The sequence below is a fragment of the Streptomyces sp. NPDC058371 genome (assembly GCF_042723265.1).
In the GTDB taxonomy this organism is placed as follows: Bacteria; Actinomycetota; Actinomycetes; order Streptomycetales; family Streptomycetaceae; genus Streptomyces.
In genome coordinates this window covers 69,952-84,923 of sequence record NZ_JBHXJC010000018.1, presented here as the reverse complement: position 1 = coordinate 84,923, position 14,972 = coordinate 69,952, and the positions used below count along the sequence as shown (strand labels likewise).

Annotated in this window: 13 protein-coding genes; 11 read left to right on the top strand and 2 right to left on the bottom strand. The window is 68.5% G+C overall.

All coding sequences use genetic code 11. The features are described 5' to 3' along the window. The first annotated feature begins 370 nt into the window (after nt 1-370). Nucleotides 371-1,912 (top strand): RNA polymerase sigma factor, encoded by a 1,542-nt coding sequence (locus ACFWM2_RS35745; protein ID WP_383288880.1) that lies wholly within the window; start codon nt 371-373, stop codon nt 1,910-1,912. A gap of 149 nt (nt 1,913-2,061) precedes the next feature. Beyond that, a complete protein-coding gene (locus ACFWM2_RS35740) occupies nt 2,062-2,880 on the top strand; it encodes a serine protease (RefSeq protein WP_383288876.1) in 819 nt (272 codons plus the stop codon). A 109-nt stretch (nt 2,881-2,989) separates the two neighbouring features. Here the strand turns inward: ACFWM2_RS35740 and ACFWM2_RS35735 are convergent, their stop codons facing one another. Continuing rightward, nucleotides 2,990-3,220, bottom strand: coding sequence for a hypothetical protein (locus ACFWM2_RS35735; protein WP_369262824.1), 231 nt, complete (start codon nt 3,218-3,220; stop codon nt 2,990-2,992). Nucleotides 3,221-3,659: 439 nt separating this feature from the next. Here ACFWM2_RS35735 and ACFWM2_RS35730 point away from each other — a divergent pair, with 439 nt between their 5' ends. From ACFWM2_RS35730 to ACFWM2_RS35705, 6 genes are all read left to right on the top strand, one after another. Further along, nucleotides 3,660-5,783, top strand: coding sequence for a type IIA DNA topoisomerase subunit B (locus tag ACFWM2_RS35730; RefSeq protein ID WP_383288872.1), 2,124 nt, complete (start codon nt 3,660-3,662; stop codon nt 5,781-5,783). Between the two features lie 570 nt (nt 5,784-6,353). Beyond that, the gene (locus ACFWM2_RS35725; protein ID WP_383288870.1) at nt 6,354-6,878 is read left to right on the top strand and encodes a DUF1453 domain-containing protein; all 525 of its coding nucleotides are present in this window, start codon (nt 6,354-6,356) and stop codon (nt 6,876-6,878) included. Next, a complete protein-coding gene (locus ACFWM2_RS35720; protein ID WP_383288867.1) occupies nt 6,875-8,029 on the top strand; it encodes a sensor histidine kinase in 1,155 nt (384 codons plus the stop codon). Before ACFWM2_RS35725 ends, ACFWM2_RS35720 begins: the two co-directional genes overlap by 4 nt. Further along, complete coding sequence (locus ACFWM2_RS35715; protein ID WP_383288864.1) at nt 8,026-8,715, top strand: response regulator; 690 nt, start codon at nt 8,026-8,028, stop codon at nt 8,713-8,715. Before ACFWM2_RS35720 ends, ACFWM2_RS35715 begins: the two co-directional genes overlap by 4 nt. Before the next feature lie 74 nt (nt 8,716-8,789). Beyond that, complete coding sequence (locus ACFWM2_RS35710) at nt 8,790-9,353, top strand: DUF485 domain-containing protein (protein WP_383288861.1); 564 nt, start codon at nt 8,790-8,792, stop codon at nt 9,351-9,353. Then, nucleotides 9,350-10,942 carry a cation acetate symporter gene (locus ACFWM2_RS35705; RefSeq protein WP_383288858.1) on the top strand — a complete coding sequence of 531 codons (1,593 nt, stop codon included), beginning with the start codon at nt 9,350-9,352 and terminating at the stop codon, nt 10,940-10,942. The genes ACFWM2_RS35710 and ACFWM2_RS35705 overlap by 4 nt, the downstream gene beginning before the upstream one ends. 154 nt (nt 10,943-11,096) lie before the next feature. Here ACFWM2_RS35705 and ACFWM2_RS35700 read toward each other — a convergent pair whose 3' ends face one another. Then, nucleotides 11,097-11,789 (bottom strand): response regulator, encoded by a 693-nt coding sequence (locus ACFWM2_RS35700; RefSeq protein ID WP_383288855.1) that lies wholly within the window; start codon nt 11,787-11,789, stop codon nt 11,097-11,099. A gap of 160 nt (nt 11,790-11,949) precedes the next feature. Between ACFWM2_RS35700 and ACFWM2_RS35695 the strand changes: the two genes are divergently transcribed. From ACFWM2_RS35695 to ACFWM2_RS35685, 3 genes are all read left to right on the top strand, one after another. Then, on the top strand, nt 11,950-12,765 hold the full coding sequence (locus ACFWM2_RS35695; protein ID WP_383288852.1) for an ABC transporter ATP-binding protein: 816 nt from the start codon (nt 11,950-11,952) through the stop codon (nt 12,763-12,765). Continuing rightward, nucleotides 12,755-13,630: an ABC transporter permease gene (locus ACFWM2_RS35690; protein ID WP_383288850.1), complete on the top strand. Its 876-nt coding sequence runs from the start codon at nt 12,755-12,757 to the stop codon at nt 13,628-13,630. Before ACFWM2_RS35695 ends, ACFWM2_RS35690 begins: the two co-directional genes overlap by 11 nt. Before the next feature lie 234 nt (nt 13,631-13,864). Beyond that, nucleotides 13,865-14,935 carry an ABC transporter substrate-binding protein gene (locus ACFWM2_RS35685; protein ID WP_383288847.1) on the top strand — a complete coding sequence of 357 codons (1,071 nt, stop codon included), beginning with the start codon at nt 13,865-13,867 and terminating at the stop codon, nt 14,933-14,935. The last annotated feature ends 37 nt before the right edge of the window (nt 14,936-14,972 follow it).

The window sequence follows — 14,972 nt, the reverse complement described above, 5'->3', positions numbered from 1 at the left end:
CTCGCGTGGCATCGCTTGGCCGGCGCAACATCTCCCGCCGGACCCCGTCGGATCCCCTGGGATCGACGGGGTCCGGCGGTGCGATGAGGGCCAGAGCCCCCCAGGCTGACCATGTCTGACCGCATCTGGCAGCTTTTGGCCGCTTACGGGGTGTGACTCGGGCCACGCAGATTGGGCGTAACGCTCCTCGGAACAGCGCGATGACCTAAGAGGTGACAGCCGAGGAGGGAATACGGACGCCGTTCACGGCGCTGTGCATCTTCCCGGCCCTTGCCCGCGCCGTCGACCCATCCCCAAGTCGGCGGTCGTCGGCTCCCGTCCACAGTGGACGGGGCCGGAAGCCGTTTTCCAACGTTCCGAGAGGTTGTTCGTGTCGGCCAGCACATCCCGTACGCTCCCGCCGGAGATCGCCGAGTCCGTCTCTGTCATGGCGCTCATCGAGCGGGGAAAGGCTGAGGGGCAGATCGCCGGCGATGACGTGCGTCGGGCCTTCGAAGCTGACCAGATTCCGGCCACTCAGTGGAAGAACGTACTGCGCAGCCTCAACCAGATCCTCGAGGAAGAGGGTGTGACGCTGATGGTCAGTGCCGCGGAGCCCAAGCGCACCCGTAAGAGCGTCGCAGCGAAGAGTCCGGCCAAGCGCACCGCCACCAAGACGGTCGCGGCGAAGACGGTGACCGCCAAGAAGGCCACCGCCACCGCTGCCCCGGCAGTGCCCGCCGCCGACGAACCGGCTGAGGACACCTCCGCCGGCAAGGTCGCCGCCAAGAAGGCGACCGCCAAGAAGACGGTCGCGAAGAAGACCGTCGCCAAGAAGACGGCGGCCAAGAAGGCCACCGGCAAGAAGGACGACGCCGAGCTCGTCGACGACGAGGCGGCCGAGGAGACCCCGGGAGCCGCCAAGCCGGGCGAGGAGGAAGAGGAAGGCGCCGAGAACAAGGGCTTCGTCCTCTCCGACGACGACGAGGACGACGCCCCGGCCCAGCAGGTCGCCGTGGCCGGAGCCACCGCCGACCCGGTCAAGGACTACCTCAAGCAGATCGGCAAGGTCCCGCTGCTCAACGCCGAGCAGGAGGTGGAGCTCGCCAAGCGCATCGAGGCCGGTCTGTTCGCCGAGGACAAGCTGGCCAACGCCGACAAGCTCGCCCCCAAGCTCAAGCGCGAGCTGGAGATCATCGCCGAGGACGGGCGCCGCGCCAAGAACCACCTCCTGGAGGCCAACCTCCGTCTGGTGGTCTCCCTGGCCAAGCGCTACACCGGCCGCGGCATGCTCTTCCTGGACCTCATCCAGGAGGGCAACCTCGGTCTGATCCGCGCGGTCGAGAAGTTCGACTACACCAAGGGCTACAAGTTCTCCACGTACGCCACCTGGTGGATCCGTCAGGCGATCACTCGCGCCATGGCCGACCAGGCCCGCACCATCCGTATTCCGGTGCACATGGTCGAGGTCATCAACAAGCTCGCGCGCGTGCAGCGCCAGATGCTCCAGGACCTGGGCCGTGAGCCCACCCCGGAGGAGCTGGCCAAGGAGCTCGACATGACCCCTGAGAAGGTCATCGAGGTCCAGAAGTACGGCCGTGAGCCCATCTCGCTGCACACGCCTCTGGGTGAGGACGGGGACAGCGAGTTCGGTGACCTCATCGAGGACTCCGAGGCGGTCGTTCCGGCCGACGCGGTCAGCTTCACGCTCCTGCAGGAGCAGCTGCACTCCGTTCTCGACACCCTGTCCGAGCGCGAGGCGGGCGTCGTCTCGATGCGCTTCGGTCTCACCGACGGTCAGCCGAAGACCCTCGACGAGATCGGCAAGGTGTATGGCGTGACGCGTGAGCGGATCCGCCAGATCGAGTCGAAGACGATGTCGAAGCTGCGTCACCCGTCGCGCTCGCAGGTGCTGCGCGACTACCTCGACTAGGCCGGTCACTCGACCGCATCCGGTCGTACGTCATCGAGGGCCCGACTCCCGCAGGGGAGCCGGGCCCTCGACGTATGTGCGCGGGTGCGGACGAGACGGTGCTGGATCACTCTGGGTCTTCCACGACCACCCCTGAGTGAGGAGCGCGTATGCGTCGTCCCTTCGCCCGAGCCCTGGCCCTGGCGGCCACGGCGGCCGTGATACCGCTGGCCTCGCCTGCCCCGGTGGCAGCCGACAGCGTTGTCATCGGTGGCTATCCGGTGCAGATTTCCCAGAGCCCTTGGACGGTGGCGCTGTCCAGCCGTGACCGATTCGGAGGTACGCGGGGCGGTCAGTTCTGCGGAGGTGTGGTGATCGACCGGACCACCGTCCTCACCGCGGCGCACTGCCTGGCGGCGGACGTCCTGGGGGCGCCACCGCGGCGGGTCCGCGACCTGAAGATCATCGCGGGCCGTGGGGACCTGCAGTCGCGCGCGGGCAAGGAGATCGCGGTGCGCGGCACGTGGGTGAACCCCGCGTACGACGCCTATACGAACGTGGGGGACTTCGGCGTACTCACGCTCGCGGCCCCGCTGCCGGAGAGCTACGTCATCCGTACAGCGGCGGCCGGCGACCCGGCGTACGCGCCCGGGACGGGTGCCCTGGTCTACGGCTGGGGGGACACCACGGGCGGCGCGGACTATGCGCGCAGTCTGCGGGCCGCCCGGGTGAAGGTGCTGCCGGACGCCGCCTGCGGGGAGGCGTATCCCGGCAATGCCGACGGGACGTACGACCCCGCCTCGATGCTCTGTGCCGGGCAGCTCGCCGGCGGCCGGGATGCCTGTCAGGGAGACTCTGGCGGGCCGCTGGTGGCCCGCGGGCGGCTTATCGGCCTGGTGTCCTGGGGGAGCGGCTGCGGGCGCGCTGGGAGCCCTGGTGTCTACACGCGGGTCTCGGACGTCGTCCAGAAGCTCCGCAGGAGCCGCTGAGGGCGGAGCGTCCAGCGGTACGAGTACGGGCGGCCACTCCCTGTATCCAGGGGGTGGCCGCCCGTGAACCGGCCTGATGCCGGCACTCGCTCGTCGTCGACGCGAAGTGTCAGCGTTCTTCTTCGTTGACGCTTGCAGGAACGGACGTCAGCCGCTCCGTCTCGTCCTGTATCTCAGCGGCGATCTTCTTGAGTTCCGGCTCGAACTTGCGACCGTGGTGGGCGCAGAAGAGCAGTTCTCCGCCGCTCAGGAGGACGACGCGCAGATATGCCTGGGCGCCGCAACGGTCGCAGCGGTCAGCGGCCGTCAGCGGGCTCGCGGGGGTCAGAACAGTAGTCACGTCGCCTCTTCTCTAGCTCGACGAGCTGTCGTACCAGGGTCAACATCCAACCAGGCCGAAAACGTTCCCGCTCGTGGCTTCTCCTCGAAAATATCTTTCCGCGGTGGCTGGCTGCTGCCGGTTGGCGGCGAATGTGCCGTATTACGTGGTTCGCGTCTTACGGGTTCGCGTTGTCTGTCAGTGTCGGTCCTCCCGGCTGGGTTGCCGGTTGTTCATGAGGACGTGCCCGGAGCCTAAATGGTTCATGCCCCGAAGGGAACGTGATATGTACTTCACTCCATCGAGGGATCGAACACCTATACGACGCTGGACTAGTCTGAGTTTGGACGAGGGTGGCGTTACAACGGCTCTACCAGGCCTCGGTACCCTCTGAGCGGCTAACGAAGCCGGGCCCTTACCCCAAAGGGTCCCATCTGAAATTCAGCGAGGAGCGAACCGCGTGACCGCCGAGACGTCCGTGCCGTCCACAGCGCTGCTGACCGGAGCAGACCGTGACGGTTCCAACTACACCGCGCGGCACCTGCTCGTCCTTGAGGGGCTCGAAGCCGTACGCAAGCGCCCCGGCATGTACATCGGGTCCACCGACAGCCGTGGCCTGATGCACTGCCTCTGGGAGATCATCGACAACTCCGTGGACGAGGCCCTTGGGGGCCACTGCGACCACATCGAGGTGATCCTGCACGACGACGCCTCCGTCGAGGTGCGGGACAACGGCCGCGGCATCCCCGTGGACGTGGAGCCCAAGACCGGCCTCTCCGGTGTCGAGGTCGTCATGACCAAGCTGCACGCCGGCGGCAAGTTCGGCGGCGGCTCGTATGCGGCCTCCGGCGGTCTGCACGGCGTGGGCGCCTCCGTGGTGAACGCGCTCTCCGCGCGTCTGGACGTCGAGGTCGACCGCAGCGGGCACACCCACTCGATCAGCTTCCGGCGCGGTGTGCCGGGTGCTTTCGCGGGTGCCGGCCCGGACGCGAAGTTCGAGGCGACCAGCGGTCTGCGCAAGACCAAGAAGGTCCCCAGGGCCAGGGTCGGCACGCGCGTGCGCTACTGGGCCGACCTGCAGATCTTCCTCAAGGAAGCCAAGCTCTCCCTGGAGAACCTGCACCAGCGCGCCCGCCAGACCGCCTTCCTGGTGCCCGGCCTGACCATCGTCGTCCGCGACGAGTACGGGCTCGGCGACGGCGGCAGCAAGGGCGAGGAGTCCTTCCGCTTCGACGGCGGCATCAGCGAGTTCTGCGAGTACCTGGCGACCGACAAGCCCGTGTGCGACGTCCAGCGCTTCTCCGGGCAGGGCACCTTCAAGGAGACGGTCCCGGTCCTCGACGACAGCGGCCAGATGACTCCCAAGGAGGTCACCCGCGAGCTCGGCGTCGACGTCGCCCTGCGCTGGGGCACCGGCTACGACACGACGCTCAGGTCGTACGTGAACATCATCGCCACCCCCAAGGGCGGCACCCACGTCGCGGGCTTCGAACAGGCCATCGCCAAGACGGTCAACGAGGTGCTCAGGTCCAAGAAGCTGTTGCGTGTCGCCGAGGACGACATCGTCAAGGACGACGCCCTGGAAGGCCTCACCGCCGTCGTCACGGTGCGTCTCGCCGAGCCGCAGTTCGAGGGCCAGACCAAGGAGGTGCTCGGTACCTCGGCCGCTCGCCGCATCGTGACGAACGTCGTCTCCCAGGAGCTCAAGGCGTTCCTGACCTCCACGAAGCGGGACGCGGCCGCGCAGGCCCGGGTCGTCCTGGAGAAGACCGTCGCGGCCGCCCGTACCCGTATCGCCGCCCGTCAGCACAAGGACGCGCAGCGCCGGAAGACGGCCCTTGAGTCCTCCTCGCTGCCGGCCAAGCTCGCCGACTGCCGCAGTGACGACGTCGAGCGCAGCGAGCTGTTCATCGTCGAGGGCGACTCCGCGCTGGGTACGGCCAAGCTTGCCCGGAACTCCGAGTTCCAGGCGCTGCTGCCGATCCGCGGCAAGATCCTCAACGTTCAGAAGGCGTCCGTGACGGACATGCTGAAGAACGCCGAGTGCGGCGCGATCATCCAGGTCATAGGAGCTGGGTCCGGCCGGACCTTCGACATCGACGCGGCGCGCTACGGGAAGATCATTCTTCTCGTCGACGCCGATGTCGACGGCGCGCACATCCGGATTCTGCTGTTGACGCTGTTCCAGCGGTACATGCGGCCGATGGTCGAGGCGGGGCGGGTGTTCGCCGCGGTGCCGCCGCTCCACCGCATCGAGCTCAGCCAGCCCAAGAAGGGGCAGGACAAGTACGTCTACACGTACTCGGACCGTGAGCTGCGGGAGACGCTGCTGGAGCTGCAGCGCAAGAACGTGCGGTACAAGGACTCGATCCAGCGCTACAAGGGTCTGGGCGAAATGGATGCCGACCAGCTGGCCGAGACGACGATGGACCCGCGGTACCGCACCCTGCGCCGGATCAACATCTCCGACCTGGAGGCGTCCGAGCAGGTGTTCGACCTGCTGATGGGGAACGATGTGGCGCCGCGCAAGGAGTTCATCTCCAGCTCGGCGGCTACGTTGGATCGGTCGCGGATCGACGCGTAGCGCCTCGTCGGTGGGGCTGGTGGGCGCCTTTGCCGGCGGGGTCGCCTTGTGCGGGAGTGCCGACCGGCGGTGAGCCTGCCGGCACACCGCCGGCCGGGTCCCTGCCGGCACATCCGTCCGTCGCCTGATGGGTGGTTCGCTTTGTTGTCGTGGCTTGCCCGGCCTGCGATGACGTGAGCGACGGGCATGTGATGTACCGGCACGGTCCCTTCCGTCGGAGGGCGGCTGTGGGTGGTTGGGGGTTGTTGGGCGGCCCGGGGCCTTGGCGTCCCGGGTGCGAAGCCTTGGCCCTCGGTACGGGTGGGGTGTGCCTTCCCATCGGTGGGACGCCTCGGGTGTGAGCTGTTGTGCTGCTCGGTCGGTCCCGACGGAGGGCGGGCCTGGTGCGCGGGGGAGGCGGCGGCGCGCGGCAGGTGCGTCGGGTCTCCACCTGGGGGTGGAGGGCGGGGTGCGGAGGGATCCACCCACGATCCACCCCGGGTCCGATCTGCCTGCCTGGCGATTTCCGTAGCGTCGAAGGCGTCGGCAGCACTCGCTGTCGTCAGCCGCTCTTCGTCCACGGAGGCTCTGATGTCCGGGCTGGTCAACGCCTTGGCGATCCTCGCCGTCGCTGTCCTTGTGATCGCGCGCCAATTCCGTACGCGCAGGATCAACGCGGACAGACGCTGGTGGCTCGTGCCCGCCATCCTCGCCTTCCTCGCCCTGCGGGAGCCCGGCCTGATCGACCCCCACCACGAGGTCGAGGCGATACTCCTGCTGGGCACAGAGCTGCTCATCGGCCTGGCCACCGGAGCCGGCTGGGCATGGACCACGCGGTTGTGGACCGAGGCGGACGGGACCCTGTGGAGCAGGAGCACCAAGGCCAGCGTCGTCGTCTGGGGTCTGGGCATAGGCCTGCGAGGCGGGCTGTTCGGCTGCGGCGTGCTGCTCGGTGTGCACCAGGACAGTTCGGCCCTGCTGCTGGGGCTCGCGGTCACTCTGCTCGTCCGCTCCGGCGTCCTGTTCTGGCGGTCGCAGTCGCTGACCCCGGCGGCCGATCGGAGCCCGGCGTACGGTGGCGGCGTGGCCCAGGCCTCGTGGAAGGAGCCTGTGTGACGGAGAACGTCTGGACGCGCTGGCCGTCCCGCGAAGCCCTGTCCCGGGCAGGGGTGCCCAGGGCGCGCCGCGCGCTCGCCTGGACATCGCGCCTCATCGTCCTCGCCATCCTCCTGTGGTCGACCTTCTCGGACGGTGAGATCCACGGCTGGGGCACCGGCGTCGCGGCGGTGGCAGGAGTCCTGCTGAGCGGGCTCACCGCCTGGGCCTTCTTCCGGACCACGCTGGAACACCGTCTGCTGCCCTCGCTGGTGCTGCTCGCCGTGCTGGGGGCGATCGCGACGGTGGCGCTGACGGGGGACTTCCGGATTCCGGCCATCGTCCTGTGGTGCGGGTGCGCCGTCAGTGCCATCGAACGGTTGCCCCTCGCGGCCGCCCTGCCCGCAACCTCGGTGGCGCTGGGTGCCTACGCGGCGGCCAACAACGATGCCTGGCTGACCACCGCGGCGACCACAGCCGGGCTCGCCCTGGCCGGCTATGTCCTGCGTCTCGACGCCGAGGCGCGCGGCAACGCCCAGCGGCTGCTCGCCCAGGAGCGGGCGGCGCGGGTGGCCGAGGCGGAGTCGGCCGCGCTCGCGGAGCGGGCCAGGATCGCCCGGGAGATCCACGATGTGCTGGCCCACAGCCTCTCGGCGCAGATGGTGCACCTGGAGGCGGCCCGGCTCCTCATCGAGCGGGGCGCCGGCCAGGACCAGATTCTCGAACGGGTGGTGGCGGCCCGGGGAATGGCCCGGGAGGGCCTCGCCGAGACGCGGCAGGCGCTCTCCGCGCTCCGCGGTGAGATGTCTCCGCTGGAGGACTTTCTGAGCGAGATAGTCGCCACGGCCGACGGAGCCGACATCACCGTCACGGGTGAGCGGCGGCTGCTTCCCGCGGAGGCTTCGCAGGCCGTGCGCCGGGTCGCCCAGGAGGCCCTGACGAACGTCCGCAAGCACGCCCCGGGCGCCAAGGTCCACATCCGGCTCGACTACACCGAGCACCAAGTGCGGCTGGAGGTACGGGACTCGGGAGGACCGCCGGGAGTGCTGACCGGCACCGGCGCCGGGTACGGTCTGCTGGGCATGCGGGAGCGAGCCGAGTTGCTGGGTGGCTCGTTGGAGGCCGGGCCGGACGAGGAGGGGTTCGTGGTGACGCTGAAGGTGCCCGTATGACGGAGGAGGCGGGTCGAAAGCCGGCGCGCGTGGTGGTGGCGGACGACCAGACCGTGGTGCGCGAGGGCATCGTGATGCTGCTGGGACTGTTGCCCGGGATCGAGGTCGTGGGTGCGGCCGGCGACGGGGACGAAGCCGTGGCCCTCGTGGCGGAACTCGCCCCTGACGTCGTCCTGATGGACCTGCGGATGCCGCGCTGCGACGGGGTCGAGGCGACCCGGCGCATCAGGGCCGAGTATCCCGGCACCCAGGTGGTCGTGCTCACGACGTTCGCGGACGACGAGTCGCTGTTCCCCGCGCTCAGAGCCGGGGCCCGGGGCTATCTGACCAAGGACGCGGGCGGCGAGGAGATCGTACGGGCGGTGGAGAGCGTGCTGTCCGGTGACGCGGGTCTGTCGCCCAGTGTCCAACGACGGCTGCTGGAGCGGTTGTCGGAGCCGCAGCCGCAGGCGAAGCGGGAGCCGGCGGAGCCCGCGCCGGCGCCGGACGGGCTCACCACGCGGGAGACGGAAGTGCTCGTGCTGATCGCCGAAGGCCTCACCAACCAGGAGATCGCCCGCAAGCTGCATGTCTCCACCGCCACCGTAAAGACCCACATCAACAACCTGTTCGCCAAGACCGGGCTCAAGGACCGCGCACAGGCGGTGCGTTACGCCTATGGGAAGGGCCTGGTGCGGCCATCATGAGAGTGCGTCACCTGATGGAGTGAAGAGCACGGATTGAAGAGTCCGGGATCTCCGCGATCTGCCCATCCTGGGGCATGCAGTCAAGGAACGGTCGTCCCCGCCTGCGCGGAGAGGGACCTGAGAGCCCGGCAGAGGACCACGAAAGGCGTGATGGTGTCCCCGTTCTGACGGGGGAGACCAGCGTGGGATTCGACGACCCCTGGTACGACGCCCTTGCCTCCGGGTGGGGCGAGTTGGACGGCACGGGAGCACCCGCTCCCGTCGTACCGCCGGCGCGCCACGAGGACGAGGGCCGGGTCGGCGGTGCGGCCGAGGTCTATCTGGAGGTGCAGCGCAGTGCGGCCTTCCAGGAAGTGCGCGGCAGGTACCGGCGGTTCGTGATCCCGGGCGTCGCCGTCTTCCTCACCTGGTACGTGGGCTATGTGGTGACCGCGACGACCGCACCCGGGCTGATGGCCCGTCCGGTGGCAGGCGCGGTGAACGTGGGGATGCTCGCGGGCCTCGGACAGTTCCTCACCACCTTCCTCTTCACCTGGGCGTATGCCCGGCATGCGCGGCTGCGCAGGGACCGGGCCGCGCTCGACCTGCGCTGGGACACGCAGGAACTGACGCGTAGTGCGGGGGGTGGGCAGCGGTGACCGGACACCATCAGACGCTGGCGCTTCTGCTGTTCAGCGTGTTCGTCGCGGTGACGCTGGCGATCACGACATGGGTGAGCCGTAACCGGCATGGTTCCGCGGAGGAGTTCTACGCGGGAGGACGGCTTTTCTCGCCCATGGAGAATGGTTTTGCCATCTCGGGCGACTACATGTCCGCCGCGTCCTTCCTCGGTGTCACGGGGCTCATCGCGCTCTTCGGGTACGACGGTCTGCTGTATGTGGTGGGGTTCCTCGTCGCCTGGCTCGTGGTGCTGTTCCTGGTGGCGGAACTGGTGCGCAACTGCGGGCGGTTCACGCTGGCCGATGTGGTGGCGGCCCGGATGAGCGAGCGGCCGGTGCGGATCGCGGCGGGAACGTCCTCGGTGACCGTGTCCGTTCTGTATCTGGTGGCGCAGATGGTGGGTGCGGGCAGTCTGGTCGCGCTGCTGCTGGGAGGCACGAGCGAGGCGGCGCGGAACTGGACCGTGATCGGCGTAGGCGCGCTCATGGTGATCTATGTGTCGATGGGAGGCATGCGGGCCACCACCTGGATCCAGATCGTCAAGGCGGTCCTGCTGCTGGGTGGCACGATCGTGCTGACGGTGCTCGTTCTTGTGCGATTCCACGGGGACTTCAACCAGTTGCTGCGTGCGGCGGCGGCGCGCAGCGGGCACGGGGACTCGTTTCTCGCCCCCGGCCTCAAGTACGGCGGGACGTGGACCGCGCGTTTCGATTTCATCAGTCTTGGGCTGGCTCTGGTGCTCGGTACGGCGGGGCTGCCGCACATTCTGTCCCGCTTCTACACCGTGCCGACCGCGCGGGCCGCGCGCCGATCGGTGGTCTGGGCGATCGGGCTCATCGGCGGCTTCTACCTGATGACGATCGTGCTGGGCTTCGGTGCGGCGGCGATCGTCGGCCCGGACGCGGTGCGAGGGTCGAACGCGGCCGGCAACACCGCGGTTCCGCTGCTCGCGCTCGATCTCGGCGGCGGAGCGGCTTCCACGGGCGGAACGGTTCTCTTCGCGATCGTCGCCGCGATCGCGTTTGCCACGATCCTCGCCGTGGTCGCCGGCATCACGCTGGCCTCCTCCGCGTCCGTCGCCCACGACCTCTATGCGTCACTGCGGCGCCGCCATGCGAAGCCGCGCAGCGAGGTCGCGGTGGCTCGGCTGGCCGCGGTCGGTATCGGTGCGGTCGCCATCGCGCTCGGGCTGCTGGCCCGCGACCTCAACGTGGCCTTCCTGGTGGGCCTCGCCTTCGCTGTCGCCGCGTCCGCGAATCTGCCGGTGCTGCTGTATTCGCTCTTCTGGCGGGGCTTCACGACGCGCGGCGCGGTGTGGGCCGTGTACGGCGGCCTGGTGCCCGCGCTGTTACTCGTGGTGCTGTCTCCGGTGGTTTCGGGGAGTCCCCAATCGCTGTTCCCGGGCGTCGACTTCCAGTACTTCCCGCTGGAGAATCCCGGACTGGTTTCGATCCCGCTGGGCTTCCTGGCGGGCTGGCTCGGCACGGTCACCTCTGCCGAGCCCCCTGACGAGGCCAAGCACGCGGAGACCGAGGTCCGCTCCCTCACCGGGGCGGGAGCGGTCTGAGGGCCCTTCCAGGGGCGTACAGCGGGGCTCAGGGCCGTAGCAGCGGGTTCGGATTCCGCGGCCGACGCCTACAAGGCCGTACGAGGCAGGCATTGCTCGCCTTCGACGACGTAGGGCGCCCGCGACGCGAACGAGGACGGCGTGCGTGAAGGGGCTAGGGCGTCACCCACGCGTACCGGTGCTCCGGGCGCCCGGTGTCGCCGTACTTGAGGGAGAGATGCAGGCGTCCCGCCTGTTCCAGGTGGCGGAGATAGCGCTGGGCGGTGGAGCGGCTGAGGCCGGTCTCGGCGGCCACCTCGTGGGCCGACAGCGGGTGGTCCGCGCGGTGCAGGACGTCGCAGATGAGGTCCGTGGTCGGTTCCGAGTGGCCGCTCGGGAGCCCGGGGGCCGGGGGTGCGGGCGTGGTGCGCAGGGCGCCGAAGATCCGGTCGACCTGCTCCTGCCCGGCCAGGCCCCGGCCGCCCACGCGGTCGACGGTGCGGCGCAGTGCGGCGTACGAATCGAGGCGGGTACGCAGGGCCGCGAAGGTGAACGGCTTGACCAGATAGTGCAGGGCGCCCAGCCGCATCGCAGCTTGCACGGTCGTCACATCGCTGGCTGCCGTGATCATGATGACGTCGGTGCCGTGGCCGTGTTCCCGCATCCGGTGGACCAGTTCGAGACCCGTCTGGTCGGGCAAGTAGTGGTCGAGAAGGACCAGGTCGATGGGGGCGCGTTCCACGGCGGCGAGGGCCTGGGCAGCACTGTGTGCGCGGGCGGCCACCCGGAATCCGGGAACCTTCCCTACGTACTTGGCGTTGATCTCAGCGACGCGGAAGTCGTCGTCCACGACCAGGACGTCAATCATCGGGCCTCTTTCTGTCAAGGCCAGTCGGGCGTCAAGCCCGTGTTTCGGCTCCGCTGTTGTAGCGCGAGCAAAACGAGCACAACAGACTCTTGCAAGCAGAAGAAGGCCTTGCGACCAGAAGACTGATGCTGTGGCGTGCGCCACATCTACGGTCCCCGCCATGAGCGCAGACACCAGCCCCGCCATCGAGCTGCGGGGCGCGAGCAAGATCTTCAGGACCCCGTCCGGGGGACTGCACACGGCTGTCAGCGGACTGGATCTGACCGTCGGCCGGGGTGAGTTCGTGGCCGTCGTGGGCCCCACGGGTTGCGGGAAGTCGACCACCCTGACCCTGGTCAGCGGCCTGGAGGAGCCGACCGAGGGCGAGGTCCTGGTGGCCGGTGAGCCGGTCGCCGGCGTCGGTGACAAGGTCGGCTTCGTCTTCCAGCAGGACGCCACCTTCCCGTGGCGTACGGTCCTGTCGAATGTGATGGCGGGCCCGCGTTTCCGCGGCGTACCGAAGGCGGAGGCCAGGCGGAAGGCCCGCGAATGGCTCGCCCGGGTCGGGCTCACGGCCTTCGAGGACCGCTACCCGCACCAGCTCTCCGGCGGCCAGCGCAAACGCGTCGCGCTCGCCGCGACCTTCGTCAACGACCCCGAGATCCTGCTGATGGACGAGCCCTTCTCGGCGCTCGACGTGCAGACCAGGGCCCTCATGTCGGACGAACTGCTCGAACTGTGGGAGGGCACGCGCGCCTCCGTCGTCTTCGTCACCCACGACCTCGAGGAGTCCATCGCGCTCGCCGACAAGGTCGTCGTGATGACGGCGGGCCCCGCCACCGTGAAGCACGTCTTCGACATCGATCTGCCGCGGCCGCGCAAGGTGGAATCGGTGCGTCTGGAGCCGCGGTTCATCGAGATCTACCGCGAGATCTGGGAGTCGCTCGGTGAAGAGGTCCGCATCACCCGTGAGCGGAGTGCCGCCCATGTTGCCTGAGACCGTGTCCGAGGCCGCCGTGCCCCTGAAGCGCACCGAACCCGCGAAGACCGGTCGGGCGTACTCCCGTGCTAAGGCGGCCCGCAGACGCAAGGTGATCGTCGCAGCCGCCCGCGCATTCCTTCTGATCGCCGTGCTCGGCCTGTGGGAGGTGCTCTCGCGGGCCGAGGTCATCGACCCCTTCAACTTCTCCATGCCGTCGAAGATCTGGGACCAGATCCACACCTGGGTGACCCACGGAACGGCGCTCGGCTCACTGGGTGAGCAGATCTGGTTCACGCTCCACGAGGCACTGCTCGGCTGGGTCATAGGGGTGATCGCCGGTGTCGTCTTCGGCATCGCCCTGGGGCGTATCACCTTCCTCGCCGATGTCCTTGGTCCATACATCAAGGTGCTCAACTCCATACCGCGGATCGTCCTCGCGCCGATCTTCGTGATCTGGTTCGGGCTCGGCCCCGCCTCCAAGGTGGCGTCGGCCGTGGTGCTCGTCTTCTTCCCGGTCTTCTTCAACGCCTTCCAGGGCGCCCGCGAAGTCGACCGCAACCTCGTCGCCAACGCCCGGATCCTCGGCGCCAGCGACCGCCGGGTGACCCTTCAGGTGGTCATCCCGTCCGCCACTGCGTGGATCTTCACCAGCCTCCACGTCAGCTTCGGCTTCGCGCTCATCGGCGCCATCGTCGGCGAGTACATCGGGGCCACCAAGGGCATCGGCCTGCTCGTCGCCCAGTCGCAGGGCACCTTCAACGCGGCCGGTGTGTACGCCGCGATGGTCATCCTCGCCGTCGTCGCGCTGTTGGCCGAGGGGCTGCTCACTTTCGCCGAGCGGCGCATCTTCCGGTGGAAGCCTTCGGAAAGCGATCGCTGACGTCGATCGCTGACGTCGATCGCTGACGTCGGTTGATGACGTTGATCGTGACGTTGAAACGTTGACGCCGGTCGACGACCACCTCGATTGCTGGCCTCGATCGCTGACCTCGGTCGATGGCTCCGACCGATGGCTCCGACCGATGGCTCCGGCCGTTGACTTCGACCGCTGGCTCCGTCCGCTCTGAACCGGGCGTACATATCTCCCGCATCTCTCACAAGGACGTGAACGACCATGCGTAAGACCGCCAGATACACCGCGTTGGCAGCCGCCGGACTGCTGGCCGTTTCCTCCCTCACCGCCTGCGCCAATGACGCGGCCAGTTCGACGGCCAACTCCGGCAACAACGGGGGTGGCGGCAAGGGCGAAGACGTCAAGATCATGGTCGGCGGGCTCGACAAGGTCATCTACCTGCCCGCGATGCTCACCCAGCGGCTCGGCTACTTCTCCGACGAGGGTTTGGATGTCGAACTCCTCAGTGAGCCGGCCGGTGTGCAGGCGGAGACAGCTCTCGTCTCCGGTCAGGTCCAAGGAGCCGTCGGCTTCTACGACCACACGCTCGACCTGCAGACGAAGGGCAAGCACGTGGAGTCCGTGGTGCAGTTCTCGCGGGCGCCCGGAGAGGTCGAGGTCGTCTCCAACAAGCGTGCCGACGACATCACTTCGCCCAAGGACTTCAAGGGCCGCAAGCTCGGCATCACCGGCCTCGGCTCGTCGACCGACTTCCTCACCAAGTACCTGGCGGTCAAGAACGGCGTCGACGTCAGTGAGTTCACCCCGGTCGCGGTGGGCGCGGGACCGACCTTCATCTCCGCGCTCCAGCAGGGCGCCATCGACGGCGGCATGACGACGGACCCGACCGTCGCCACGATCGTGGAGAAGAACCTCGGCAGGGTCATCCTCGACATGCGGACGCCCAAGGGCTCCCAGGACGCGCTGGGCGGTCCGTACCCGTCGTCCAGCCTCTACATGCAGACGGACTGGGTGAACAGCCACAAGGAGACGGTCCAGAAGCTTGCCAACGCCTTCGTGAAGACCCTCAAGTGGATGGCCACGCACAGCGCGTCCCAGATCGCCGACACGATGCCCGCCGACTACTCGCAGGGCAACAGGACGCTGTACGCCGGGGCGATCAAGAGCACGATGCCGATGTTCACCAAGGACGGCGTGATGCCCGTGGACGGTCCCGAGACCGTCGAGAAGGTGCTCAAGGCCTTCAACCCCAACATCAAGAACACCGAGGTGGATCTGAGCAAGACGTACACCACGCAGTTCGTGGACGAAGCCGCGAAGGCCGTGGGTTGAGCGGTGGGCCGGGCGGTGAGCTGGGCGTTCGCGCGTA

Coding starts and splice junctions, on each gene's coding strand:
- ACFWM2_RS35685 (WP_383288847.1), top strand. CDS start 13,865: ATGCGTAAGACCGCCAGATACACCGCGTTGGCAGCCGCCGGACTGCTG.
- ACFWM2_RS35740 (WP_383288876.1), top strand. CDS start 2,062: ATGCGTCGTCCCTTCGCCCGAGCCCTGGCCCTGGCGGCCACGGCGGCC.
- ACFWM2_RS35710 (WP_383288861.1), top strand. CDS start 8,790: ATGCAGTCAAGGAACGGTCGTCCCCGCCTGCGCGGAGAGGGACCTGAG.
- ACFWM2_RS35690 (WP_383288850.1), top strand. CDS start 12,755: ATGTTGCCTGAGACCGTGTCCGAGGCCGCCGTGCCCCTGAAGCGCACC.
- ACFWM2_RS35725 (WP_383288870.1), top strand. CDS start 6,354: ATGTCCGGGCTGGTCAACGCCTTGGCGATCCTCGCCGTCGCTGTCCTT.
- ACFWM2_RS35700 (WP_383288855.1), bottom strand. CDS start 11,789: ATGATTGACGTCCTGGTCGTGGACGACGACTTCCGCGTCGCTGAGATC.
- ACFWM2_RS35715 (WP_383288864.1), top strand. CDS start 8,026: ATGACGGAGGAGGCGGGTCGAAAGCCGGCGCGCGTGGTGGTGGCGGAC.
- ACFWM2_RS35695 (WP_383288852.1), top strand. CDS start 11,950: ATGAGCGCAGACACCAGCCCCGCCATCGAGCTGCGGGGCGCGAGCAAG.